The following is a 20,303-nucleotide window of genomic DNA, read 5'->3' on the forward strand; positions in this document are numbered from 1 at the left end:
TGAAATGATTGGGTTGCGCCCTTCGCATTCCTCTCGATTTTTGAAAATCTGCGGCGCCACGATTAACTAGGTTCATGTATTTCCGCGTGCGGAAATCAATAATAAAGAACAAGGACAAGACGAATGAACGGCCAGAATATCCGTATCCGCCTCAAGGCGTTTGACCACCGGATCCTCGATGCCTCCACCCGTGAAATCGTGTCGACCGCCAAGCGCACCGGCGCCAGCGTTCGCGGCCCGGTTCCGCTGCCGACCCGCATTGAAAAATTTACTGTCAACCGCTCTCCCCACGTGGACAAGAAGAGCCGTGAGCAGTTCGAAATGCGGACGCACAAGCGTCTTCTCGACATCGTTGACCCCACCCCGCAGACTGTTGACGCGCTGATGAAGCTCGACCTCGCTGCTGGCGTTGACGTGGAAATCAAGCTCTAAGACCTCGGCCTGACCTTGCGAAAGTAAGGGCCGATATAACAAGGAAGGTACGTGGAGCAATCCAACGTCTTCCAATCCGGAGACCGGAAACATCGTGAGATGTCGAAGGGAACTCCCTAACAAAGGCCGAGCAAGGGTTTTCCCTTCAAGGCTCGCAAGAGGATTGAACCAATGCGTTCAGGTGTGATTGCACAGAAAGTGGGAATGACCCGCGTCTACAACGACGCTGGTGAGCATATTCCCGTAACGGTCCTGCGTATGGACAACGTACAAGTCGTTGCCCAGCGTACGGAAGACAAGAATGGCTATACCGCAGTTCAGCTCGGTGCAGGCCAGTCCAAGGTCAAGAACACGACAAAGGCGCTTCGCGGCCATTTTGCTGCTGCCAATGTCGAGCCGAAAGCAAAGCTCGTCGAATTCAAGGTCTCCAGCGAGAACCTGATCGACGTCGGTGCAACACTGACCGCAAATCATTTTCAAGCCGGCCAACTGGTCGACGTCACCGGAACAACGATCGGTAAGGGTTTTGCCGGTTCGATGAAGCGTCACAACTTCGGTGGTGGCCGCGCATCGCACGGTAACTCGATCTCTCACCGTGCGCACGGTTCGACAGGTTCCAACCAGGATCCTGGTCGCGTGTGGAAGGGTAAGCGCATGGCTGGTCATATGGGCCAGACCCGCGTCACCACCCAGAATCTGGAAGTGGTTTCGACCGATGAGGATCGCGGTTTGATCCTCGTGAAGGGCGCCGTTCCCGGTTCCAAGGGTTCCTGGATCATCGTCCGCGACGCCGTCAAGTCGGCTGCGAAGTAAGGGAGCCTTATCATGGAATTGAACGTCACAACCCTCGAGGGAAAAGACGCCGGCAAGGTAGCCCTGTCGGACGCAATCTTCGGCCTCGATCCACGCCAGGACATCCTGGCCCGCGTTGTGCGCTGGCAGCTTGCTAAGAAGCAGCAGGGCACGCACAAGACCAAGAACCGTTCGGAAGTTTCCCGCACGGGTGCAAAGATGTACAAGCAGAAGGGTACGGGCCGCGCTCGTCACCATTCGGCTCGCGCACCGCAGTTCCGCGGCGGCGGCAAGGCCCACGGCCCAGTCGTTCGCAGCCACGCTCACGACCTTCCCAAGAAGGTTCGCGCGCTCGGCCTGCGTCTCGCCCTGTCTGCAAAGGCAAAGGCTGAAGAACTGATCATCGTCGATCAGCTGATTGCATCGGACGCAAAGACAAAGGCTCTGCTGGGCAACTTCGCTTCGCTCGGCCTGACCAACGCTCTCGTTATCGGCGGCGCAGAACTTGATGGCAACTTCAAGCTCGCAGCTCAGAACATCCCGAATGTGGACGTTCTTCCGGTACAGGGCATCAATGTTTACGACATCCTGCGCCGTGGCAAGCTCGTGCTTTCCAAGGCTGCTGTAGAGGCTCTGGAGGAGCGGTTCAAATGACGGATCTTCGCCACTACGATGTGATCGTATCTCCCTCGATCACGGAAAAGTCGACGCTGGTATCCGAACAGAACCAGGTCGTATTCAACGTCGCCAAGGATGCTTCCAAGCCTGAAATCAAGGCTGCCGTGGAAGCTCTCTTCGGCGTCAAGGTCACGGGTGTGAACACGCTTATCCGCAAGGGTAAGACGCGCCGTTTCCGTGGATTCGCTGGCAAGCAGAAGGACGTCAAGAAGGCGATCGTGACACTTGCTGAAGGTCAATCCATCGACGTGTCCACCGGACTCTAAAGGTTAGGCCCAAGCGGGCAAAGACCCAAAAGGGAACAAATACAATGGCATTGAAAAGTTTCAATCCGACCACACCTAGCCAGCGTCAGCTGGTTATTGTGGACCGCGCTTCGCTCTACAAGGGCAAGCCGGTAAAGGCTCTTACACAGGGCCTCAGCTCGAAGGGTGGCCGTAACAACCAGGGCCGGATCACCGTTCGTTTCCAGGGCGGCGGTCACAAGCGGACCTACCGTCTGGTTGACTTCAAGCGTCGTAAGTTCGACGTTGAAGGTACGGTTGAACGTCTGGAATATGACCCTAACCGCACCGCATTCATCGCGCTCGTGACATACACGGACGGCGAACAGGCTTACATTCTCGCGCCACAGCGTCTCGCTGCTGGTGACAAGGTGATCGCCTCCGACAAGGCAGTGGACGTAAAGCCCGGCAACACCATGCCGCTGCAGTTCATTCCGGTCGGCTCGATCATCCACAACGTCGAGATGAAGCCGGGCAAGGGCGGTCAGATCGCTCGCTCCGCCGGTACCTATGCACAGCTCGTTGGCCGCGATGCCGGTATGGCGATCCTGCGTCTCAACTCCGGTGAACAGCGTTTGGTGCACGGCTCCTGCCTTGCATCGATCGGCGCTGTTTCCAACGCTGACCACGGCAACATCAACGACGGCAAGGCCGGTCGTTCGCGTTGGCGCGGCAAGCGTCCGCATGTTCGCGGCGTTGTCATGAACCCGGTCGACCACCCGCACGGTGGTGGTGAAGGTCGCACGTCCGGTGGTCGTCATCCTGTGACGCCATGGGGCAAGCCTACCAAGGGCAAGCGTACCCGCTCGAACAAGTCGACTGACAAGTTCATCATGCGTTCGCGCCATCAGCGCAAGAAGTAAGAGAGGAAGTCTCAAGTGGCTCGTTCAGTATGGAAAGGTCCGTTTGTTGACGGCTATCTTCTCGCTAAGGCTGAGAAGGTGCGCGCAGGCGGACGCAGTGAAGTAATCAAGATCTGGAGCCGTCGCTCCACGATCCTGCCGCAGTTCGTTGGTCTGACCTTCGGCGTTTACAACGGCAGCAAGCATGTGCCCGTCTCTGTCAACGAAGACATGGTCGGTCACAAGTTCGGTGAATTCTCTCCGACCCGGACCTATTACGGTCATGGCGCGGACAAGAAGGCAAAGAGGAAGTAATCATGGCGAAGGCTAAGACCGAACGCCGGCTGAAGGACAACGAGGCTCAGGCCGTTGCCCGTACGCTTCGCGTCAGCCCCCAGAAACTGAACCTGGTTGCCGCTCTTATCCGTGGCAAGAAGGTTGATCGCGCTCTCGCCGAGCTCGAGTTCTCGCGCAAGCGTATCGCTTCCACCGTCAAGAAGACGCTGGAATCGGCTATCGCGAACGCCGAAAACAACCATGACCTCGACGTCGACGCTCTCGTCGTCGCCGAGGCCTATGTTGGCAAGTCCATCACCATGAAGCGTTTCCACGCTCGTGGCCGTGGTCGTGCATCGCGCATCGAAAAGCCGTTCTCGCACCTCACGATCGTTGTTCGTGAAGCCGAGGAAAAAGGGGAGGCCGCATAATGGGTCAGAAAATCAATCCAATCGGCTTCCGCCTGGGCATCAACCGTACGTGGGACAGCCGTTGGTACGCTGACACTTCCGAGTACGGCAACCTCCTGCATGAAGACCTCGCTATCCGTGCCTACCTCGTGAAGGAACTGAAGCAGGCCGGTATTGCAAAGGTCGTTATCGAGCGCCCACACAAGAAGTGCCGCGTTACGATCCACTCCGCTCGTCCCGGCCTCATCATCGGCAAGAAGGGCGCTGACATCGAGAAGCTTCGCAAGAAGATCTCCGAGATGACCAGCTCCGAAACGCACCTCAACATCGTTGAAGTGCGCAAGCCGGAAGTCGACGCAACGCTCGTTGCACAGTCGATTGCCCAGCAGCTGGAACGCCGCGTGGCTTTCCGTCGCGCCATGAAGCGCGCCGTACAGTCCGCTCTGCGCCTTGGCGCAGAAGGCATCAAGATCACCTGCGCAGGCCGTCTCGGCGGCGCGGAAATCGCTCGTACCGAATGGTACCGCGAAGGCCGCGTTCCGCTTCACACGCTGCGTGCAGACATCGACTACGGTACGGCTGAAGCCGAAACCGCATTCGGCATCTGCGGCATCAAGGTCTGGATCTTCAAGGGCGAAATCCTTGAGCACGATCCTATGGCTTCCGAGCGTCGTGCGCTCGAAGGCGATGCTCAGGGTCCTGCAAGCCGTGAGCGTGGCGATCGCAACGATCGTCGTCGCGAAAACGCTTGATTGACGCTGGCGAAAGATAAGCTCGGAGAAGTAAGAAAATGTTGCAGCCAAAGCGTACAAAGTACCGCAAGCAGTTCAAGGGACGCATCAAGGGCGTTGCCAAGGGCGGCTTTGACCTGGCATTCGGTGAATTCGGCTTGAAGTCGCAGGAACCGAACCGCGTGAATGCACGCGAGATCGAAGCGGCCCGCCGCGCGATCACGCGTTACATGAAGCGCGCAGGTCGCGTTTGGATCCGTGTATTCCCCGATACTCCGGTTACGGCTAAGCCGACCGAAGTTCGTATGGGTAAGGGCAAGGGTTCGGTTGATTACTGGGCATGCAAGGTCAAGCCCGGTCGTATGATGTTCGAGATCGACGGTGTTTCCGAGGAGATCGCCCGCGAGGCGCTTCGTCTCGGCGCTGCCAAGCTCTCGGTCAAGACGCGCTTCGTACAGCGCATCGCAGAGTAAGGAGCAAGGCAAATGAAAGCCGAAGATATTCGCGGCCTCAGCGCCGACCAGCTCAAGGACAAGTTGGCTGACCTGAAGAAGGAACAGTTCAACCTGCGTTTCCAGAAGGCCACCGGCCAGCTGGAAAAGTCCTCGCGCATCAACGAAGTCCGTAAGGACATCGCCCGGATCAAAACCATTGCTGCCCAAAAGGCCGCAGAAGCCAAGGCCTAAGGAAGAATACTATGCCTAAACGCATTCTCCAGGGCGTCGTTGTATCCGACAAGAACGAGAAGACTGTCGTAGTCCGTGTTGAGCGCCGATTCGCTCACCCGTTGCTGCAGAAGACCGTTCGTCGTTCTAAGAAGTACAAGGCGCACGACGAAAACAACCAGTACAAGGTCGGCGATGTGGTTTCCATTGAGGAATGCGCACCGATCTCCAAGGATAAGCGCTGGACGGTTGTTGCCGCTCACGCTTAATTTCAACGGAATCGCGCCAGGTGTCTTGCACTTGGCGCGAAAATCTGTATGAAGCAGCGCAAGGACGCTCGTAACCCGAGCGTCTTTTGCTTTGATGCGCACGGAAGGTCCCTTTGGGAAACCACCCTGGCAAGATTTCTTCCGCGCAAAGACAGAGATTTCATAAGCTGGAACAGGGGGCAGCATCCATGATGTATGCCCAACCGGTCCGGTAACAACAAGAAGGCGACCTGACATGATTCAGATGCAAACAAACCTCGACGTGGCGGATAATTCCGGCGCACGTCGTGTCATGTGCATCAAGGTGCTGGGCGGCTCCAAGCGCAAGTACGCTTCCGTGGGCGACATTATCGTCGTTTCCATCAAGGAAGCTATTCCGCGCGGCCGCGTCAAGAAGGGCGACGTGATGAAGGCGGTTGTTGTGCGTACCGCCAAGGACATCCGCCGCGCCGACGGCAGCGTCATCCGTTTCGATAACAACGCAGCTGTTCTTATCGACAACAAGAAAGAGCCGATCGGCACCCGTATCTTCGGACCGGTTCCTCGCGAGCTTCGCGGCAAGAACCACATGAAGATCATCTCGCTGGCTCCAGAAGTACTGTAAGGAGCACGAGCGATGCAGAAGATTCGTAAAGGCGACAAGGTTGTCGTATTGACCGGTAAGGACAAGGGCCGTACCGGCGAAGTAATCCAGGTAATGCCGAAGGAAGACCGTGCTGTTGTGCGTGGCGTCAACATGGTGAAGCGTCACCAGCGCCAGACCCAGAGCCAGGAAGCCGGCATTATCAACAAGGAAGCATCCTTGCACATCTCCAACATTGCCATCGCCGATAAGGATGGCAAGCCGACTCGCGTTGGCTTCAAGGTTGTAGAAGGCAAGAAGGTCCGTGTGGCCAAGCGTTCGGGAGAAGTCATCGATGGCTGAGACCAAGTACGAACCGCGTCTCAAGACGGAATACGTAAACCGTATCCGCGGCGCCATGCAGGAGAAGTTCTCCTACGCTAACGTCATGATGATCCCGAAGCTGGACAAGATCGTGATCAACATGGGTGTGGGTGAGGCGACTGCCGACTCCAAGAAGCCCACGGTTGCTGCAGGCGATCTGGCTGCTATTGCAGGTCAGAAGCCGGTCGTAACCCGCGCCCGCAACTCGATTGCTGGCTTCAAGGTTCGCGAAGGCATGCCAATCGGTGCGAAGGTTACTCTTCGCGGCGCACGCATGTACGAATTCCTTGATCGTCTGGTCAACATCGCGCTTCCGCGCGTTCGCGACTTCCGGGGCCTGAACCCGAAGAGCTTTGACGGCCGTGGCAACTTCGCCATGGGCATCAAGGAGCACATTGTGTTCCCAGAAATCAACTACGACAAGGTTGATCAGATGTGGGGCATGGACATCATCGTTTGCACGACGGCGCCGACCGACGACGAAGCACGGGCTCTTTTGACAGAGTTCAACTTCCCGTTCCGTCAGTAACCGTAACGACGAGCGTAGAAAAGGAACTCCGATATGGCGAAAACAAGCGCAGTTGAAAAGAACAAGCGCCGCCGCAAGACAGTTGCCTCCCAGGCCGGCAAGCGTGCCGCCCTCAAGGCCATCGTCATGAACCAGTCCCTTCCGATTGAAGAGCGGTTCCAGGCAACTCTGAAGCTCGCTTCGCTGCCGCGTGACGGCTCGAAGACGCGTATCCGCAACCGCTGCGAAGTAACGGGCCGTCCGCGCGCGTTCTATCGCAAGCTCAAGATGTCGCGTATCGCGCTTCGTGAGCTGGGCAATTCCGGCAAGGTGCCGGGCATTGTCAAGTCGAGCTGGTAAGGAGACGGGCACATGACCATGACTGATCCTTTGGGTGATATGCTCACCCGCATCCGCAATGGTGCTTCCCGTCGCAAGTCTTCGGTTAGCACACCTGCTTCCAGCCTCCGCGCACGCGTTCTCGACGTGCTGCAGGCTGAAGGCTACATCCGCGGTTATTCCAAGGTCGATTTTGAAAACGGCAAGTCCGAATTCACCATCGAGCTGAAGTACTACGAAGGTGCGTCGGTGATCCGTGAGATCGGCCGCGTATCCAAGCCGGGCCGCCGAGTTTATGTCTCGGTTAAGTCCATTCCGCAGGTCGCGAACGGCCTCGGCATCACCATCCTTTCGACCCCGAAGGGTGTGATGGCCGATCACCAGGCTCGCGAACAGAACGTTGGTGGCGAGGTTCTCTGCTCGGTCTTCTAAGGCCGAGTAAGGATCTCCGTAACGGACAGACAGGATAGAAATATGTCTCGTATCGGTAAAAAGCCCGTTCAGGTTCCCGCAGGTGTGACGGCCAACGTTGAAGGCCAGAAGATTACTGCCAAGGGTCCGAAGGGCGAACTGTTCTTCGTCGCAAATGACGATATCCAGCTCAAGCTGGAAGACAACGGCGTTTCGGTACAGCCGTCCAACAACACCAAGGAAGCTCGTTCCAAGTGGGGCATGTCCCGCACGATGATCGAGAACATCTTCAAGGGTGTGAAGGATGGCTACGAGCGCAAGCTCGAAATCAACGGCGTCGGTTACCGTGCCGCCATGCAGGGCAAGAACCTGCAGCTGGCTCTCGGTTTCTCGCATGACGTTGTCTACGAGCCGCCGCAGGGTATCACCATCGCCGTGCCGAAGCCGACGGAAATCATCGTTTCCGGCATCAACAAGCAGCAGGTCGGTCAGGTTGCCGCGGAAATCCGCGAATACCGTGGTCCCGAGCCCTACAAGGGCAAAGGCGTTAAGTACGCTGAAGAACGGATCGTCCGCAAAGAAGGCAAGAAGAAGTAAGGAACTCGCGAAATGGCTAGCAGGAAAGAAGCACTTGCACGTCGTGCGAACCGTGTACGCCGCCAGCTCAAGGCGGTTGCTAACGGTCGCCCGCGCCTGTCGGTTCATCGCTCGTCGAAGAACATCTACGCTCAGATCATCGATGATGTTGCAGGCAAGACGCTCGCGTCTGCCTCCACGCTCGAAGCCGATCTGCGCTCGTCGCTGAAGACCGGCGCTGACGTTGCGGCTGCTGCCGTCGTTGGCAAGCTGGTTGCCGAGCGCGCTGGCAAGGCTGGCGTCAAGGATGTCGTATTCGACCGTGGCGCATTCATCTATCACGGCCGTGTAAAGGCCCTGGCAGATGCTGCCCGCGAAGGCGGTCTGAACTTCTAAGACTTTATCCACCCGGGCGCGTGTCGCACCGGGTGGATTTTCACCGGGCCAACCGGACTTCAGCAATGGAGCCGGAGGGCCTACTTTCGTTTGCCGTTCGATACCGGAAAAGAAAAAGGAAAAGGACAATGGCACAGGAAAAAAGAGGTTCTCGCGACGATCGCCAGAACCGCGAAGAGCGCGATAGCGAATTCGTCGACAAGCTGGTCGCGATCAACCGCGTTGCTAAGGTTGTTAAGGGTGGCCGTCGTTTTGGCTTCGCAGCTCTCGTCGTCGTCGGCGACCAGAAGGGCCGCGTTGGCTTTGGTCACGGCAAGGCTCGTGAAGTTCCAGAAGCAATCCGCAAGGCAACTGAAGCTGCCAAGCGCGATCTGATCTTCGTTCCGCTGCGCGATGGCCGCACGCTGCACCACGACGTTAACGGTCGCCATGGCGCCGGCAAGGTTCTGCTGCGCTCCGCCAAGGCTGGTACCGGTATCATCGCCGGTGGTCCGATGCGCGCTGTTTTCGAAACGCTCGGTGTTCACGACGTTGTTGCCAAGTCCACGGGCTCTTCGAACCCGTACAACATGGTCCGTGCAACGTTCGACGCTCTGAAGCATCAGGTTCATCCGAAGGACATCGCTGCTCAGCGCGGTCTCAAGTATGCAACCCTTCAGTCACGTCGCGTCGCATCCGGCGTCGCTTCTGAAGAGTAAGGATCTGGATCATGGCCAAGAACACTACTGAAGCCAAGAAGACTGTTACGGTCGAACAGATCGGCAGCCCAAATCGCCGCCCGGAGATCCAGCGTCAGACGCTGATCGGCCTGGGTCTTAACAAGATGCACCGTCAGCGCACGCTGGAAGATACGCCTTCTGTTCGTGGCATGATTCGTGCGGTCCAGCATCTCGTTCGCGTCGTAGACGAGAAGTGAGACGGAGGAACCTATCATGAAACTCAATGAAATCAGAGACAACGAAGGCGCCACCAAGGACCGTATCCGCGTAGGTCGCGGTATCGGCTCCGGCAAGGGCAAGACCGGTGGTCGCGGCGTCAAGGGTCAGAAGGCTCGTTCGGGCGTTGCCATCAACGGTTTCGAAGGCGGTCAGATGCCTATCTACCGTCGTCTGCCGAAGCGCGGTTTCACCAACATCTTCGCTTCCGAATACGTGACCGTTTCGCTCGGCCGCGTTCAGGCTGCTATCGATGCTGGCAAGCTCGACGCCAAGGCAACGGTTGATGCCGCTGCTCTCAAGGCTGCTGGCGTGATCCGTCGTCCGAAGGACGGCGTGCGCATCTTGGCCGACGGCGAGCTGACGGCAAAGGTGGCTTTCGAAGTCGCCGGCGCTTCCAAGCCTGCGCTTGAAAAAATCGAGAAGGCTGGTGGCTCCATCAAGCTTCTCGTTGTTGCGCCGGAAGCTTCCGAGTAATATATGATCTCTGAACGCCCGGGGTGTTTCGCCCCGGGCGTTTCTCTTTACGCTACGTAAGTCTTTGAAAATCTAATCGATTTGACGGAAATGCGCAGCGACTCATTGCGATCTCGCATGTCTCGCGCTCAAAATGCCGCAGCGTGCAGCGCAAGTGAGTGCCTCACAGTCCTTGAACTCCCTTTGACCTTGAACTCGGTAGGGGGAGGGGATAGGACATACGAAAACAAGGGTGAGGCATGATTGCGACGTTACAGTCGCTTTCCGTCCGAAGCCCGGTTTTTGAACCAGTATCTTTATGGACCCTGCCGGAGACGCCGTTCACCGTGCTGCTGGATAGGGTCATGCGGAGAATTTTATGGCTTCAGCAGCGGAACAACTGGCCTCAAACCTGAATTTTTCGACCTTCGCCAAGGCTGAAGATCTGAAAAAGCGCCTCTGGTTTACCCTTGCCGCACTTCTCGTCTATCGCCTCGGTACGCATATTCCGCTTCCCGGTCTGAACCCGGAAGCCTATGCCCAGGCATTTCGCGGTCAGGCGAACGGCATTCTCGGTCTCTTCAACATGTTTGCGGGCGGCGCTGTCGAGCGCATGGCGATCTTCGCGCTCGGCATCATGCCTTACATCTCCGCTTCGATCATCGTTCAGCTGATGACATCGGTCGTGCCGTCGCTGGAATCGTTGAAGAAGGAAGGCGAAGCAGGCCGCAAGATCATCAACCAGTACACCCGCTACGGCACGGTGCTGCTTGGTACGCTGCAGGCCTACGGTATTTCCGTTGGGCTCGAGAGCGGTGCTGGCCTCGTTGTCGATCCAGGCCTGTTCTTCCGCGTCTCCACCGTCCTGACGCTGCTTGGCGGCACGATGTTCCTGATGTGGCTTGGCGAGCAGATCACCTCGCGCGGTATCGGCAACGGTATTTCCCTGGTCATCTTTGCAGGTATCGCTGCTGGTCTGCCGAAGGCTCTGGCCGGTACGCTGGAGCTTGGTCGCACTGGCGCGCTGTCCACGACGCTGATTCTCACCGTCGTCATCGTCGCCATCCTGGTGATCGCGCTGATCGTCTTCGTCGAACGCGCCCAGCGCCGTCTTCTGATCCAGTATCCGAAGCGTCAGGTCGGCAACCGCATGTTCCAGGGCGACACCTCGCACCTGCCTCTGAAGCTGAATACGGCGGGTGTTATCCCTGCGATCTTCGCGTCCTCGCTGCTGCTCCTGCCGGCAACGGCTGCGGGCTTTACCAACAGCACCAACCTTCCTTCCTGGGCGACGACGATCATTGCGTCTCTCCAGCATGGCCAGCCGCTCTTCATGCTGTTCTACGGCCTGCTGATTGCGTTCTTTGCCTTCTTCTACACGGCGATCGTGTTCAATCCAAAGGACACGGCGGATAATCTGAAGAAGCATGGCGGCTTCATTCCCGGCATTCGCCCTGGCGAGCGCACCGCAGAGTACATCGACTATGTGTTGACACGCATCACGGTTGTCGGCGCCATTTATCTTGTCTTCGTCTGTATCCTTCCTGAGACACTTATTGCCCGTACAGGCATACCGTTAGCCCTTGGTGGTACTTCGCTTTTGATCGTAGTCAGTGTAACTCTGGATACTGTTGCGCAAATCCAGGGCCACCTGATTGCTCAGCAATATGAGGGGCTGATCAAGAAATCGAAACTGCGTGGAGGAAAGAGGGGACGATGAGACTGATATTTTTGGGACCGCCAGGTGCAGGCAAGGGAACACAGGCCAAGCGTCTGACGGACAAGTACGGCATTCCGCAGCTTTCCACCGGCGATATGCTGCGTGCGGCTGTGACTGCTGGAACGGACATCGGCAAGCGCGCCAAGGCGGTGATGGATGCCGGTGGTCTCGTGTCGGACGATATCGTCAACCAGATCGTGTCCGAAAGGATCGAGCAGGCTGACTGTGCGAACGGCTTCATTCTCGATGGCTACCCGCGGACCGTGCCGCAGGCCAAGGCTCTGAGTGAGAATCTTCAGCAGAAGAACATTCAGCTGGATGCGGTCATCGAGCTCAAGGTCGACGAAGAGGCGCTTGTGCGTCGAATCGAAAATCGTGTGGCTGAGACGATCGCTGCTGGCGGAACCGTTCGCTCGGACGACAATCCGGAAGCCTTCCGCAAGCGCCTCTCCGAGTATCGTGAGAAGACAGCGCCGCTTTCCGAATATTACCGTGAGCAGGGCGAGCTCGTCGTGCTGGACGGGATGGCCGATGTGGATGCGGTGACCGCCGCAATCGCTGGCGCCTTGGAAAAAGACAACAGCCCGGCGGCCTCTGCTGCGCGGATCTAAAGAATCTTGGCGGGGCCGGTTGCTTTTTTGAACCGATTCCGTTAAACACCGCGCCAACTCGCGACAACCCAAGCGACTGGCGCGGATTTTCCTTTAGGGAAGGAAAGTCCGGGTTCGGTCGTTTTGACTTGTGACGAACAGGAATTTGAACTGGCGGCAGCATCGTGCCGCTCAAATGGAAGCACCACTTGCCGGATGGCAACTGGAACGCAAGGAGAATAGACGTGGCACGTATCGCTGGCGTCAACATCCCGACGGCTAAGCGCGTTGTTATCGCTTTGACCTATATTCACGGGATCGGTCCGAAATTCGCGCAGGAAATCATGAACAAGGTTGGTCTCTCGGCCGACAAGCGCGTTCATCAGCTGACGGACGCTGAAGTCCTTCAGATCCGCGAAACCATCGACCGCGATTACCAGGTCGAAGGCGATCTTCGTCGCGAAACCGCGATGAACATCAAGCGCCTCATGGACCTTGGTTGCTACCGTGGCCTGCGCCACCGCCGTGGCCTTCCGGTTCGCGGTCAGCGCACGCACACCAACGCTCGTACCCGTAAGGGTCCAGCGAAGGCCATCGCGGGCAAGAAGAAGTAATTTTCCGTTTATGCGGAAGAGGAGGCTGGTGCGAACCGCGCCAGCCTTTCTGAGTTTGGCGCAATGCCCGCAAGCGGGTGGCGTGCCGGTGTAGCCGCTGGAGTTACGGCGGTGAAGAGATCAATGAAAGGACTATCATGGCCAAGGAAGCCGCACGCGTACGCCGTCGCGAACGCAAAAATATCACGTCGGGTGTAGCGCACGTCAACTCGACCTTCAACAACACGATGATCACCATCACCGACGCACAGGGCAACGCGATTGCCTGGTCGTCTGCTGGTGCCAAGGGCTTCAAGGGTTCGCGTAAGTCGACCCCGTTCGCTGCCCAGATCGCTGCTGAAGATTGCGCCAAGAAGGCTCAGGAACACGGCATGAAGTCGCTTGAGGTCGAGGTTTGCGGTCCGGGTTCGGGTCGTGAGTCCGCACTTCGCGCTCTGCAGGCTGCCGGTTTCCTCATCACTTCCATCCGCGACGTGACGCCGATCCCGCACAACGGTTGCCGCCCGCGCAAGAAGCGCCGCGTCTAACGCGTTCTGTCTGGAGGTTCCGCCTTTCCATCGGTCTGGCGGAATTTTCGCGTAATCGGCGTGTGGTTGCCGGCGTGGCCGGTGTGCTTACGCTTGAAACCCTCCGATGAACCTTTGCGGTTCCTCTCGGTGATCATGCTCGGTCCGCCACGATTGGATGGTGGCGGCGAACGGAAGGTTTAAAGATGATTCAAAAGAATTGGCAGGAACTGATCAAGCCGAACAAGGTCGAGTTCACGTCCTCCAGCCGCACCAAGGCAACGCTTGTTGCCGAGCCGCTGGAGCGTGGTTTCGGTCTGACGCTCGGCAACGCGCTACGTCGCGTGCTCCTGTCGTCTCTGCGTGGCGCCGCTGTGACTGCCGTGCAGATCGACGGCGTCCTGCACGAGTTCTCCTCCATCCCCGGCGTTCGGGAAGATGTGACGGATATCGTGCTCAACATCAAGGAAATCGCCATCAAGATGGACGGCGATGACTCCAAGCGCATGGTCGTGCGCAAGCAGGGCCCTGGTGCCGTTACCGCTGGCGATATTCAGACGGTTGGCGACATCGAGATCCTGAACCCCGACCATGTTATCTGCACGCTCGACGACGGCGCTGAAATCCGCATGGAATTCACCGTCAACAACGGCAAGGGCTATGTGCCTGCAGAGCGTAACCGCGCGGAAGATGCCCCGATCGGCCTCATCCCTGTGGACAGCCTTTATTCTCCGGTCAAGAAAGTGTCCTACAAGGTGGAAAACACCCGTGAAGGTCAGGTTCTCGACTATGACAAGCTGATCATGACGATCGAGACCAACGGTTCGGTTTCCGGCGAAGACGCCGTTGCCTTCGCCGCTCGTATTCTTCAGGACCAACTTGGCGTGTTCGTCAACTTCGACGAGCCGCAGAAGGAAGCAGAAGAAGAATCGGTTACGGAACTGGCGTTCAACCCGGCACTTCTCAAGAAGGTCGACGAGCTCGAGCTGTCCGTTCGTTCGGCAAACTGCCTGAAGAACGACAACATCGTCTATATCGGCGACCTGATCCAGAAGACCGAAGCCGAAATGCTTCGCACGCCGAACTTCGGTCGCAAGTCGCTCAACGAAATCAAGGAAGTTCTCGCTTCCATGGGTCTGCATCTCGGCATGGAAGTGCCCGCATGGCCACCAGAGAACATCGAAGATCTCGCTAAGCGTTACGAAGACCAGTACTAACAAAGAAAAGGCAGGCCCTCAAAGACTGCCTTTCCCCGTCAAACAGCAGACCAGTCGTCTGCATGTGCCAGGAAACGGCAGGACCGGATAGGGAACCTGCACTAAAGGAGAATAGCAATGCGCCACGGAAATTCAGGCCGCAAGCTCAATAGAACCGCCAGCCACCGCAAGGCAATGTTTGCCAACATGGCTGCTTCGCTCATCACCCATGAGCAGATCGTCACCACTCTGCCGAAGGCGAAGGAAATTCGCCCGATCGTAGAAAAGCTGGTCACGCTCGGCAAGCGCGGTGACCTGCACGCTCGTCGTCAGGCCATCTCGCAGATCAAGGACCAGGACGCTGTCCGTAAGCTCTTCGACGCGATTGCAGCTCGTTACGCAAACCGTAACGGCGGCTACATCCGCATCATGAAGGCTGGCTTCCGTCAGGGCGACAACGCGGCTATGGCTGTCGTTGAATTCGTCGAGCGCGACGTTGACGCCAAGGGCGCAGCCGACAAGGCTCGCGTTGCTGCTGAGACGGCTGCTGCCGAAGCTGCATAAGCTTCGCGCTTGAGCATCAAGACTTGAGAAGCCGGGTGAGCGATCACCCGGCTTTTTCCATTCGTAAGCGGTAGTTCTATTACTACACCTGGACGGGGTTGAGCTCACGGCGGGGCTTAGATCCGGGTTGGTGATACGCTCATCGCCTTCATGAGTTACATTGGCGCTGCATTGGCAGTCAGTAATTCCACATACGAATATAAATGATCGGCCGCATCTGGCGAACAAGCGCGATTCCTTCGTGTCCAATAAGTGGTTCACGCCATTTGCGGCATCGCCACAGTTGGTCTCCCGGCAGCATCTCAGCTAACAATGGAGCAAGTTGAGCCTCCGGATCATTCACGCCATCGATGACACTCTGAGGAAGGCCTTCAAGCCGCCCACCGAGCATTTGAATATTCCACTCGCGAAAGCTAGCCGGTGTCATCTCTGCGATAAGTTCTAAACCAATTGGATCGTAGACTAAGTCGTCCATTTACGTACTTAATAAGAAAGCTGCGGTGACTATTGATGGTGGAATGTACTCAGCCAATGACTTTGCGTCGATTTATGTGCCTAGCAATAGCTCACTGATGTAACCGCTATCCCTTGCACTTCGTCCCCGAGAGGAAACTGCTGAGGGAGCAAGTCGTCGACCCTGTTCTGCTGATGGCTACTAAAGATGGTCGTGAGCGTGGCTGTCAGATAAGCCTGGGATCGGCCGCACATGGTTTGCAAGTCTCAATCAATGCCGTGGTAGGGGCGCAGTTCTCTGCTCCCGCGTCGCACCTGTCGGAGAGGGCGGTCTTTTGGTTGAGGGCAATTGGCTGGATTGTCCCCTGACGCACCTTCGTGATGCGCCATTCACGCTACTGCGAGATTTTCCGGTATCCATCCATGTGAGACTTTGGTCGGCCTACTGCTTGTCTGGGAAACGAGCGTCGCAAAGCGTGACGAAGCGCTTCATGGAGTCGGGGTCTTTGGCAAAGATCGCGGACATCGTGTCGACGTGCTTCTGCAGGTAGGTCCGGGCTTCCGACTTCGACATTCTGTTCTCTTCGAAAGACGCTTCTGCCATCGCAGCAAGTTTGTTGAACCTGCTCTCGTAAGCCTGCGCTTGCGCTCTCGCCTTGGCGGATTTTGGACCATCCTGCAACGCGTGGGCGTTGATGATGAAGGTCGCTCCACACTGGAACATGTAATCCGTCTGGGAGGGGCCAGGCTTGGCGGTGGAGGCGGCTAAAGCCGGAGCGCTGGACAGGCTTGCCAGAAGAATGAAGATACCAATACGCAACGCCGGTTCCTTTCAAGAGAGGCAGAACGTTTCGTGGTCATCACGCAGATCTTCACGACGTCATGTCGGCGGCCGTTATCCGGCATAAGACTTGACGATAGGCCTCATCTGAAATTCTGTAAATTGTGGTTTCTCGTACGATTTTTGGGAGTGAAACCAAACCTTTAGGTGTGTTTATAGTCGGTCTCTACTCCGGGATGAAGATTCTGTGTTTGATATGCTTCAAATGGCAGACGATGGTGAAGGTCATGATGACGAGCAGCGACCATGAACTCCATTTGCCGAGGCTCACTGCGGACCATGCGCCGAGTTGGTTGGGGTAGCTCCAGATGGCAAAGAAGGTAGAGATGTTTTCTGCCAGCCAAACGAAGAAGCCGATGAGGATGAAGGAAAGAAGCAGTGGCATCTCCCGATCCCTGTCATAAGGGCGGTAGGTCACTGTGGTGCGGGCATAAAGGCCCAGCGCGCAGGCGGCGATGTACCAGCGATAGTCGCCAATATAGTGATGGGTGAAGAAGTTGGCGTAGATCGCAAGCGCGATCAGCGTTGCCATCCAGTAAGGCGGATGATGGCGAATTCTCAAATCGAATAGCCGCCACGCTTGAATGATGTAGCTGCCGACGGCCGCGTACATAAAGCCGGAAAACAGAGGCACACCAAAGACTTTGCTGTAAGCGAAGTCCTGGTAGGACCATGACTGGATGGTGCCGGATGTCTTGAACAATTCCAGCGCGAAGCCGACGATGTGAAACAGGAAGATCGCTTTCGCCTCATCGAGCGTCTCGAGCTTGCTCCAGATCATGAAAATCTGGATCGTCAACGCAATGACGAGGAGAACGTCGTAGCGCGGCAGGCCGAGGAGGCCGGCCCGCGGCACCAGAAAAATGGACAGGAAGAACAGCCCGGCAAATAGGCAGGCTCTGGCATTCTTGATACCGAAGTAGAGGAATTCAACGGCAAAGCGCCTGATGCCGCTCAAGCCTCCCCAGGGCTGCGCGTCGCAAAGATAATGATCAAGGAATGACAGACGGGTTGCCGGAAACATTGTATCGGATACCAAGATGTATGCTCCTGTTTACCGGCGTCGCGAAATGGGTGAGGAATCGACGTAAGGCAGGATGATGATGATCGATAGCGGCAAATTTTATGCGTCCCGATTGCTGATCCTGGCAGGCCTTATCCTCGTCATTCTGGCGGGACTGGCGCTGCGGCGTTACGGATACATGATCGGACTGTCATTCCTCATCGTCAAATATGGCGGTTCGGTGTTGTGGGGCGCGATGGTCTATCTCCTGGCGGCGCTGCTATTCGTGAACCGCAGGATGCAGCTTTTCATCATCGCCGTCACGTGCTGCTTCGCTATCGCTGTGGAGTTGTTGAGATTGGTGCATTTCCCGGCGCTGGATGCATTCCGCGACACAGCGACCGGCACCTTGCTGCTCGGCCGCGTGTTCTCGCCGTGGAATATCCTTTGCTATTTCGCCGGTATCGGAATGGCTGCCGCGATCATGCAGCAGTTCGCGAAGCGGTAGCGGCTCTGCGAGCTCTGCGCCGCGCCATGATGGTTGGCCGGATCAGGCGATAGCCGAGGAGCAGGATCGTGACGGTGATGTAGAAAGCCGGTTCCAGCGTCAGGCTTTTGCGCGCCAGAACGAAGTGAAGAACGGCGACGATGAGCACCGGATAGGCGAGCTTATGGAGCGTGTTCCATCGCGAGCCGAGCTTGCGGATCGACCAGGGGTTCGAGGTCAATGCCAGGGGCAGAAGCATCGCCAGTCCCGCCATGCCGAACATGATGTAGGGGCGTCTCAGAACATCGCCGATGATGGAGCTGAAGACCAAACCGCGATCGAGCGTCAAATAGACCGCAAAATGCGCCAGCACATAATAGAAGGCCAAGAGGCCGAGGGCACGTCGATAGGCAATCAGATTGATGTTGAACAGATCGCGCAGTGGGGTCACCAGCAGCCCGAGGCAGAGGAAGCGCAGAGCCCAGATGCCCAGCAGATGCTCGAAATCCTTGACGGGATTAAAGCCAAGCCCCCCTGTCGCGGCCAGGTAAAAATACCACAGGCCGGGACAGAGGCCGAGGATGTAGAGTGCCCAGATGGCGGCGGGCTGGTAGCGTTTGGGCAAAGAGGGCAGGGGCAGGGCGAATGCCATGTCAATAATTCGCCTTCAAGTCCAAGCCGGTATAGAGGCTCGCAACGTCTTCATAGCCGTTGAACATCAGCGTCGGCCGGTTCTTGACGCTGAAGAAGCCGCCTTCGCCGATGCGCTGCTCGGTTGCCTGGCTCCAGCGGGGATGATCGACGTTAGGATTCACGTTGGAATAGAAGCCGTATTCCCGCGCGTTGGAGTTTTTCCACGTGGTTTCGGGCTGTTTCTCGACCAGCGAAATGCGGACGATCGACTTGATGCCCTTGAAGCCGTATTTCCAGGGAACCACGAGGCGGATCGGCGCGCCGTTCTGGTTCGGCAACGTCTCGCCATAGAGGCCGACAGCCAGGATGGTCAGTGGATGACGGGCCTCGTCGAGGCGCAGGCCTTCGACATAGGGCCAGTTGAGCGGCTGGAAGAGCCCGCTCTGGCCCGGCATCTCATCGGGGCGAACGACGGTCTCGAAGGAAACGAATTTCGCACTGCCGAGCGGCTCTACCTTTTCAAGAAGGCTTGCCAGGGGGAAGCCGATCCACGGGATCGCCATCGACCAGCCCTCGACGCAGCGCATGCGGTAAGGACGTTCCTCGAGGTCGAACTTCATCAGCTCTTCCAGCCCGAACTCTTTTGGCTTGCCGACGAGGCCGTCGACCTTCACGGTCCAGGGCGTCGGTTTGAACTTGCCGGAGTTTTCTTTCGGGTCGGATTTGCCGACGCCGAATTCATAGAAGTTATTGTAGCTGGTGACGGCATCAAGCGGCGTCAGTTGTTCATCCAGCTTGTAGGCGCCCGGCTTCGCTGTCAGTGGCGCTGCGACCGCTTCGCGACCCGTCAGCCCGATGGCCGCGAGCCCCGCCGCCGTGCCGAGAAAGCGACGCCTGGAGAGATAAACATCGCGCGGCGTGATTTCGCTGGAGGCGATACGGGGAGGGCGATAGACGGGCATCGAAATCTCCTGAGAAACAGGTGCTGCACCGGACGTGCATGATGAGGCAGGTCCATATGATATGATCCTGGTTTACGGCAAACAACAGGCGTCGGTTCACTTAATCGCGCGAAAGTGAAAACGCGATGCGATATGTTCGTCTGCTATGACGAGCGAGCGCACTCCTTTGTAAAACAAGGTCTAGATTCTGGTCAGATAGGTGGACGAAGGATTGGTTCGCTGGGTACTGTAATGACCGAGATTTCGCCGATTTTTTTCCTCGGGCGTTGGACGAGATAGTGCATGACGCCGGGGGACTCGCCCTCGAAAAGATTGAAGGTTTCCTGGCCCCTAAAGGTGATACGCGCTTGACCTGTATGGAACGAGCAGGGCGACGCGCAGGCAACGGTCAGTGTGTTTGCGTCGATACCGTTTGCCTGACCTAACTCGATACCCACCGTAATGCCGAGCTTTGGTTCCGAAATGATGGCGCAGTTCCTGCCGCTTTCGCAGGCTGCTGTCGCGATGAGCGGCTCATTGGAGGCGTCAAGGAGAACTGCTACCTGAACCTGTTGGACTTTTACTTCGGCTGCCTGGGACATGCAGGTCAACGCCAACAACGATGCTGGTGCTATTCTGAGTGTCCGCAGCAGCATCACGATCATTGAAATCCCCAACCCTGGATCGTCCTCACAGACAGTCGCGTCAACTGGCGCCTGTGCGTGTGACGCAACGTATCACGCTGATTACAGGTGAGAAACAACTGAATTGGCGTACCGTACCGCACCGTACTGTTTTGCCGCAAGGTG

Annotated in this window: 34 protein-coding genes; 28 read left to right on the forward strand and 6 right to left on the reverse strand. The window is 57.2% G+C overall.

What is annotated here, in order from left to right:
- Positions 1-123: 123 nt before the first annotated feature.
- From rpsJ to rplQ, 27 genes are all read left to right on the forward strand, one after another.
- Positions 124-432 (forward strand): 30S ribosomal protein S10, encoded by a 309-nt coding sequence (gene rpsJ, locus AC07U5_RS06575; protein ID WP_003507767.1) that lies wholly within the window; start codon positions 124-126, stop codon positions 430-432.
- Between the two features lie 171 nt (positions 433-603).
- Complete coding sequence (gene rplC, locus AC07U5_RS06580) at positions 604-1,245, forward strand: 50S ribosomal protein L3 (protein ID WP_062427536.1); 642 nt, start codon at positions 604-606, stop codon at positions 1,243-1,245.
- 12 nt (positions 1,246-1,257) lie between these two features.
- Positions 1,258-1,878, forward strand: coding sequence for a 50S ribosomal protein L4 (gene rplD, locus AC07U5_RS06585; RefSeq protein WP_062427535.1), 621 nt, complete (start codon positions 1,258-1,260; stop codon positions 1,876-1,878).
- The gene (locus AC07U5_RS06590) at positions 1,875-2,168 is read left to right on the forward strand and encodes a 50S ribosomal protein L23 (RefSeq protein ID WP_027677427.1); all 294 of its coding nucleotides are present in this window, start codon (positions 1,875-1,877) and stop codon (positions 2,166-2,168) included. The genes rplD and AC07U5_RS06590 overlap by 4 nt, the downstream gene beginning before the upstream one ends.
- 44 nt (positions 2,169-2,212) lie before the next feature.
- A complete protein-coding gene (rplB, locus tag AC07U5_RS06595) occupies positions 2,213-3,049 on the forward strand; it encodes a 50S ribosomal protein L2 (protein WP_062427534.1) in 837 nt (278 codons plus the stop codon).
- A 15-nt stretch (positions 3,050-3,064) separates the two neighbouring features.
- Positions 3,065-3,343, forward strand: a complete 279-nt coding sequence (gene rpsS, locus AC07U5_RS06600; protein WP_027677425.1) for a 30S ribosomal protein S19 — start codon at positions 3,065-3,067, stop codon at positions 3,341-3,343.
- 2 nt (positions 3,344-3,345) lie between these two features.
- Positions 3,346-3,735 carry a 50S ribosomal protein L22 gene (gene rplV / locus AC07U5_RS06605; protein ID WP_062427533.1) on the forward strand — a complete coding sequence of 130 codons (390 nt, stop codon included), beginning with the start codon at positions 3,346-3,348 and terminating at the stop codon, positions 3,733-3,735.
- The gene (gene rpsC / locus AC07U5_RS06610; RefSeq protein WP_062427532.1) at positions 3,735-4,466 is read left to right on the forward strand and encodes a 30S ribosomal protein S3; all 732 of its coding nucleotides are present in this window, start codon (positions 3,735-3,737) and stop codon (positions 4,464-4,466) included. The genes rplV and rpsC overlap by 1 nt, the downstream gene beginning before the upstream one ends.
- Positions 4,467-4,504: 38 nt before the next feature.
- The gene (gene rplP, locus AC07U5_RS06615) at positions 4,505-4,918 is read left to right on the forward strand and encodes a 50S ribosomal protein L16 (protein WP_027677422.1); all 414 of its coding nucleotides are present in this window, start codon (positions 4,505-4,507) and stop codon (positions 4,916-4,918) included.
- 12 nt (positions 4,919-4,930) lie between these two features.
- The gene (rpmC, locus tag AC07U5_RS06620; protein ID WP_027677421.1) at positions 4,931-5,131 is read left to right on the forward strand and encodes a 50S ribosomal protein L29; all 201 of its coding nucleotides are present in this window, start codon (positions 4,931-4,933) and stop codon (positions 5,129-5,131) included.
- A gap of 11 nt (positions 5,132-5,142) precedes the next feature.
- Positions 5,143-5,379, forward strand: coding sequence for a 30S ribosomal protein S17 (gene rpsQ / locus AC07U5_RS06625; RefSeq protein ID WP_027677420.1), 237 nt, complete (start codon positions 5,143-5,145; stop codon positions 5,377-5,379).
- A gap of 235 nt (positions 5,380-5,614) precedes the next feature.
- Positions 5,615-5,983 carry a 50S ribosomal protein L14 gene (rplN, locus tag AC07U5_RS06630; RefSeq protein WP_027677419.1) on the forward strand — a complete coding sequence of 123 codons (369 nt, stop codon included), beginning with the start codon at positions 5,615-5,617 and terminating at the stop codon, positions 5,981-5,983.
- 12 nt (positions 5,984-5,995) lie between these two features.
- On the forward strand, positions 5,996-6,304 hold the full coding sequence (gene rplX, locus AC07U5_RS06635) for a 50S ribosomal protein L24 (RefSeq protein ID WP_062427531.1): 309 nt from the start codon (positions 5,996-5,998) through the stop codon (positions 6,302-6,304).
- Complete coding sequence (rplE, locus tag AC07U5_RS06640; protein ID WP_062427530.1) at positions 6,297-6,854, forward strand: 50S ribosomal protein L5; 558 nt, start codon at positions 6,297-6,299, stop codon at positions 6,852-6,854. Before rplX ends, rplE begins: the two co-directional genes overlap by 8 nt.
- Before the next feature lie 33 nt (positions 6,855-6,887).
- Positions 6,888-7,193, forward strand: a complete 306-nt coding sequence (rpsN, locus tag AC07U5_RS06645; RefSeq protein WP_062427529.1) for a 30S ribosomal protein S14 — start codon at positions 6,888-6,890, stop codon at positions 7,191-7,193.
- Between the two features lie 12 nt (positions 7,194-7,205).
- Positions 7,206-7,604 carry a 30S ribosomal protein S8 gene (gene rpsH, locus AC07U5_RS06650; RefSeq protein ID WP_062427528.1) on the forward strand — a complete coding sequence of 133 codons (399 nt, stop codon included), beginning with the start codon at positions 7,206-7,208 and terminating at the stop codon, positions 7,602-7,604.
- A gap of 42 nt (positions 7,605-7,646) precedes the next feature.
- Positions 7,647-8,180: a 50S ribosomal protein L6 gene (gene rplF, locus AC07U5_RS06655; protein ID WP_062427527.1), complete on the forward strand. Its 534-nt coding sequence runs from the start codon at positions 7,647-7,649 to the stop codon at positions 8,178-8,180.
- Positions 8,181-8,192: 12 nt separating this feature from the next.
- Entirely contained in the window at positions 8,193-8,555 is a 363-nt protein-coding gene (rplR, locus tag AC07U5_RS06660) for a 50S ribosomal protein L18 (RefSeq protein ID WP_062427526.1), read from the forward strand.
- A gap of 128 nt (positions 8,556-8,683) precedes the next feature.
- Positions 8,684-9,253 carry a 30S ribosomal protein S5 gene (gene rpsE, locus AC07U5_RS06665; RefSeq protein ID WP_062427525.1) on the forward strand — a complete coding sequence of 190 codons (570 nt, stop codon included), beginning with the start codon at positions 8,684-8,686 and terminating at the stop codon, positions 9,251-9,253.
- 11 nt (positions 9,254-9,264) lie between these two features.
- Complete coding sequence (gene rpmD, locus AC07U5_RS06670; protein ID WP_062440744.1) at positions 9,265-9,471, forward strand: 50S ribosomal protein L30; 207 nt, start codon at positions 9,265-9,267, stop codon at positions 9,469-9,471.
- A gap of 16 nt (positions 9,472-9,487) precedes the next feature.
- Positions 9,488-9,967: a 50S ribosomal protein L15 gene (rplO, locus tag AC07U5_RS06675; protein ID WP_062427523.1), complete on the forward strand. Its 480-nt coding sequence runs from the start codon at positions 9,488-9,490 to the stop codon at positions 9,965-9,967.
- Between the two features lie 358 nt (positions 9,968-10,325).
- Positions 10,326-11,666: a preprotein translocase subunit SecY gene (secY, locus tag AC07U5_RS06680; protein WP_494722591.1), complete on the forward strand. Its 1,341-nt coding sequence runs from the start codon at positions 10,326-10,328 to the stop codon at positions 11,664-11,666.
- Positions 11,663-12,277, forward strand: coding sequence for an adenylate kinase (locus tag AC07U5_RS06685; protein ID WP_062427521.1), 615 nt, complete (start codon positions 11,663-11,665; stop codon positions 12,275-12,277). The genes secY and AC07U5_RS06685 overlap by 4 nt, the downstream gene beginning before the upstream one ends.
- 224 nt (positions 12,278-12,501) lie before the next feature.
- Positions 12,502-12,870 (forward strand): 30S ribosomal protein S13, encoded by a 369-nt coding sequence (rpsM, locus tag AC07U5_RS06690; RefSeq protein ID WP_062427520.1) that lies wholly within the window; start codon positions 12,502-12,504, stop codon positions 12,868-12,870.
- Between the two features lie 137 nt (positions 12,871-13,007).
- Positions 13,008-13,397, forward strand: a complete 390-nt coding sequence (gene rpsK, locus AC07U5_RS06695; RefSeq protein WP_062427519.1) for a 30S ribosomal protein S11 — start codon at positions 13,008-13,010, stop codon at positions 13,395-13,397.
- A gap of 185 nt (positions 13,398-13,582) precedes the next feature.
- Positions 13,583-14,593, forward strand: coding sequence for a DNA-directed RNA polymerase subunit alpha (locus AC07U5_RS06700; protein WP_003495228.1), 1,011 nt, complete (start codon positions 13,583-13,585; stop codon positions 14,591-14,593).
- Positions 14,594-14,710: 117 nt separating this feature from the next.
- Positions 14,711-15,136, forward strand: a complete 426-nt coding sequence (gene rplQ / locus AC07U5_RS06705; protein WP_062427518.1) for a 50S ribosomal protein L17 — start codon at positions 14,711-14,713, stop codon at positions 15,134-15,136.
- Positions 15,137-15,314: 178 nt separating this feature from the next.
- Here rplQ and AC07U5_RS06710 read toward each other — a convergent pair whose 3' ends face one another.
- The 3 genes from AC07U5_RS06710 to AC07U5_RS06720 all read right to left on the reverse strand — a co-directional run bounded on the left by AC07U5_RS06710 (position 15,315) and on the right by AC07U5_RS06720 (position 17,454).
- Positions 15,315-15,611, reverse strand: a complete 297-nt coding sequence (locus AC07U5_RS06710; protein ID WP_494722592.1) for a hypothetical protein — start codon at positions 15,609-15,611, stop codon at positions 15,315-15,317.
- A gap of 420 nt (positions 15,612-16,031) precedes the next feature.
- Positions 16,032-16,409, reverse strand: a complete 378-nt coding sequence (locus AC07U5_RS06715; protein ID WP_313060710.1) for a hypothetical protein — start codon at positions 16,407-16,409, stop codon at positions 16,032-16,034.
- Between the two features lie 187 nt (positions 16,410-16,596).
- Positions 16,597-17,454 carry a DUF817 domain-containing protein gene (locus AC07U5_RS06720; RefSeq protein ID WP_494723267.1) on the reverse strand — a complete coding sequence of 286 codons (858 nt, stop codon included), beginning with the start codon at positions 17,452-17,454 and terminating at the stop codon, positions 16,597-16,599.
- A gap of 76 nt (positions 17,455-17,530) precedes the next feature.
- On the opposite strand from AC07U5_RS06720, the gene AC07U5_RS06725 reads away from it, so the two are divergent.
- Positions 17,531-17,941, forward strand: coding sequence for a ribosomal maturation YjgA family protein (locus AC07U5_RS06725; protein ID WP_494722593.1), 411 nt, complete (start codon positions 17,531-17,533; stop codon positions 17,939-17,941).
- Here the strand turns inward: AC07U5_RS06725 and msrQ are convergent.
- The 3 genes from msrQ to AC07U5_RS06740 all read right to left on the reverse strand — a co-directional run bounded on the left by msrQ (position 17,916) and on the right by AC07U5_RS06740 (position 20,159).
- Positions 17,916-18,572 carry a protein-methionine-sulfoxide reductase heme-binding subunit MsrQ gene (gene msrQ, locus AC07U5_RS06730; RefSeq protein WP_494722594.1) on the reverse strand — a complete coding sequence of 219 codons (657 nt, stop codon included), beginning with the start codon at positions 18,570-18,572 and terminating at the stop codon, positions 17,916-17,918. The genes AC07U5_RS06725 and msrQ overlap by 26 nt on opposite strands.
- Position 18,573: 1 nt before the next feature.
- Positions 18,574-19,515, reverse strand: a complete 942-nt coding sequence (msrP, locus tag AC07U5_RS06735) for a protein-methionine-sulfoxide reductase catalytic subunit MsrP (protein ID WP_112358242.1) — start codon at positions 19,513-19,515, stop codon at positions 18,574-18,576.
- A gap of 191 nt (positions 19,516-19,706) precedes the next feature.
- Complete coding sequence (locus AC07U5_RS06740) at positions 19,707-20,159, reverse strand: hypothetical protein (RefSeq protein ID WP_494722595.1); 453 nt, start codon at positions 20,157-20,159, stop codon at positions 19,707-19,709.
- Positions 20,160-20,303: the final 144 nt, after the last annotated feature.

It is taken from the genome of Agrobacterium sp. GW821-FHT02D03 (genome assembly GCF_059421725.1).

What these genes read in the sequence shown, in the direction of transcription:
- rpsH (WP_062427528.1), top strand. Translation starts at nt 7,206, where the DNA reads ATGACCATGACTGATCCTTTGGGTGATATGCTCACCCGCATCCGCAAT.
- rpsK (WP_062427519.1), top strand. Translation starts at nt 13,008, where the DNA reads ATGGCCAAGGAAGCCGCACGCGTACGCCGTCGCGAACGCAAAAATATC.
- msrQ (WP_494722594.1), bottom strand. Translation starts at nt 18,572, where the DNA reads ATGGCATTCGCCCTGCCCCTGCCCTCTTTGCCCAAACGCTACCAGCCC.
- rplB (WP_062427534.1), top strand. Translation starts at nt 2,213, where the DNA reads ATGGCATTGAAAAGTTTCAATCCGACCACACCTAGCCAGCGTCAGCTG.
- AC07U5_RS06710 (WP_494722592.1), bottom strand. Translation starts at nt 15,611, where the DNA reads ATGGACGACTTAGTCTACGATCCAATTGGTTTAGAACTTATCGCAGAG.
- rpsQ (WP_027677420.1), top strand. Translation starts at nt 5,143, where the DNA reads ATGCCTAAACGCATTCTCCAGGGCGTCGTTGTATCCGACAAGAACGAG.
- secY (WP_494722591.1), top strand. Translation starts at nt 10,326, where the DNA reads ATGGCTTCAGCAGCGGAACAACTGGCCTCAAACCTGAATTTTTCGACC.
- rplP (WP_027677422.1), top strand. Translation starts at nt 4,505, where the DNA reads ATGTTGCAGCCAAAGCGTACAAAGTACCGCAAGCAGTTCAAGGGACGC.
- rplQ (WP_062427518.1), top strand. Translation starts at nt 14,711, where the DNA reads ATGCGCCACGGAAATTCAGGCCGCAAGCTCAATAGAACCGCCAGCCAC.
- AC07U5_RS06590 (WP_027677427.1), top strand. Translation starts at nt 1,875, where the DNA reads ATGACGGATCTTCGCCACTACGATGTGATCGTATCTCCCTCGATCACG.
- AC07U5_RS06725 (WP_494722593.1), top strand. Translation starts at nt 17,531, where the DNA reads ATGATGATCGATAGCGGCAAATTTTATGCGTCCCGATTGCTGATCCTG.
- rplV (WP_062427533.1), top strand. Translation starts at nt 3,346, where the DNA reads ATGGCGAAGGCTAAGACCGAACGCCGGCTGAAGGACAACGAGGCTCAG.
- rplC (WP_062427536.1), top strand. Translation starts at nt 604, where the DNA reads ATGCGTTCAGGTGTGATTGCACAGAAAGTGGGAATGACCCGCGTCTAC.
- rplN (WP_027677419.1), top strand. Translation starts at nt 5,615, where the DNA reads ATGATTCAGATGCAAACAAACCTCGACGTGGCGGATAATTCCGGCGCA.
- rplF (WP_062427527.1), top strand. Translation starts at nt 7,647, where the DNA reads ATGTCTCGTATCGGTAAAAAGCCCGTTCAGGTTCCCGCAGGTGTGACG.
- AC07U5_RS06740 (WP_494722595.1), bottom strand. Translation starts at nt 20,159, where the DNA reads ATGATCGTGATGCTGCTGCGGACACTCAGAATAGCACCAGCATCGTTG.
- rpsC (WP_062427532.1), top strand. Translation starts at nt 3,735, where the DNA reads ATGGGTCAGAAAATCAATCCAATCGGCTTCCGCCTGGGCATCAACCGT.
- AC07U5_RS06685 (WP_062427521.1), top strand. Translation starts at nt 11,663, where the DNA reads ATGAGACTGATATTTTTGGGACCGCCAGGTGCAGGCAAGGGAACACAG.
- rplX (WP_062427531.1), top strand. Translation starts at nt 5,996, where the DNA reads ATGCAGAAGATTCGTAAAGGCGACAAGGTTGTCGTATTGACCGGTAAG.
- rplR (WP_062427526.1), top strand. Translation starts at nt 8,193, where the DNA reads ATGGCTAGCAGGAAAGAAGCACTTGCACGTCGTGCGAACCGTGTACGC.
- rpsE (WP_062427525.1), top strand. Translation starts at nt 8,684, where the DNA reads ATGGCACAGGAAAAAAGAGGTTCTCGCGACGATCGCCAGAACCGCGAA.
- rpmC (WP_027677421.1), top strand. Translation starts at nt 4,931, where the DNA reads ATGAAAGCCGAAGATATTCGCGGCCTCAGCGCCGACCAGCTCAAGGAC.
- rplD (WP_062427535.1), top strand. Translation starts at nt 1,258, where the DNA reads ATGGAATTGAACGTCACAACCCTCGAGGGAAAAGACGCCGGCAAGGTA.
- AC07U5_RS06700 (WP_003495228.1), top strand. Translation starts at nt 13,583, where the DNA reads ATGATTCAAAAGAATTGGCAGGAACTGATCAAGCCGAACAAGGTCGAG.
- msrP (WP_112358242.1), bottom strand. Translation starts at nt 19,515, where the DNA reads ATGCCCGTCTATCGCCCTCCCCGTATCGCCTCCAGCGAAATCACGCCG.
- rplO (WP_062427523.1), top strand. Translation starts at nt 9,488, where the DNA reads ATGAAACTCAATGAAATCAGAGACAACGAAGGCGCCACCAAGGACCGT.
- rpsJ (WP_003507767.1), top strand. Translation starts at nt 124, where the DNA reads ATGAACGGCCAGAATATCCGTATCCGCCTCAAGGCGTTTGACCACCGG.
- rplE (WP_062427530.1), top strand. Translation starts at nt 6,297, where the DNA reads ATGGCTGAGACCAAGTACGAACCGCGTCTCAAGACGGAATACGTAAAC.
- AC07U5_RS06720 (WP_494723267.1), bottom strand. Translation starts at nt 17,454, where the DNA reads ATGTTTCCGGCAACCCGTCTGTCATTCCTTGATCATTATCTTTGCGAC.
- rpmD (WP_062440744.1), top strand. Translation starts at nt 9,265, where the DNA reads ATGGCCAAGAACACTACTGAAGCCAAGAAGACTGTTACGGTCGAACAG.
- rpsN (WP_062427529.1), top strand. Translation starts at nt 6,888, where the DNA reads ATGGCGAAAACAAGCGCAGTTGAAAAGAACAAGCGCCGCCGCAAGACA.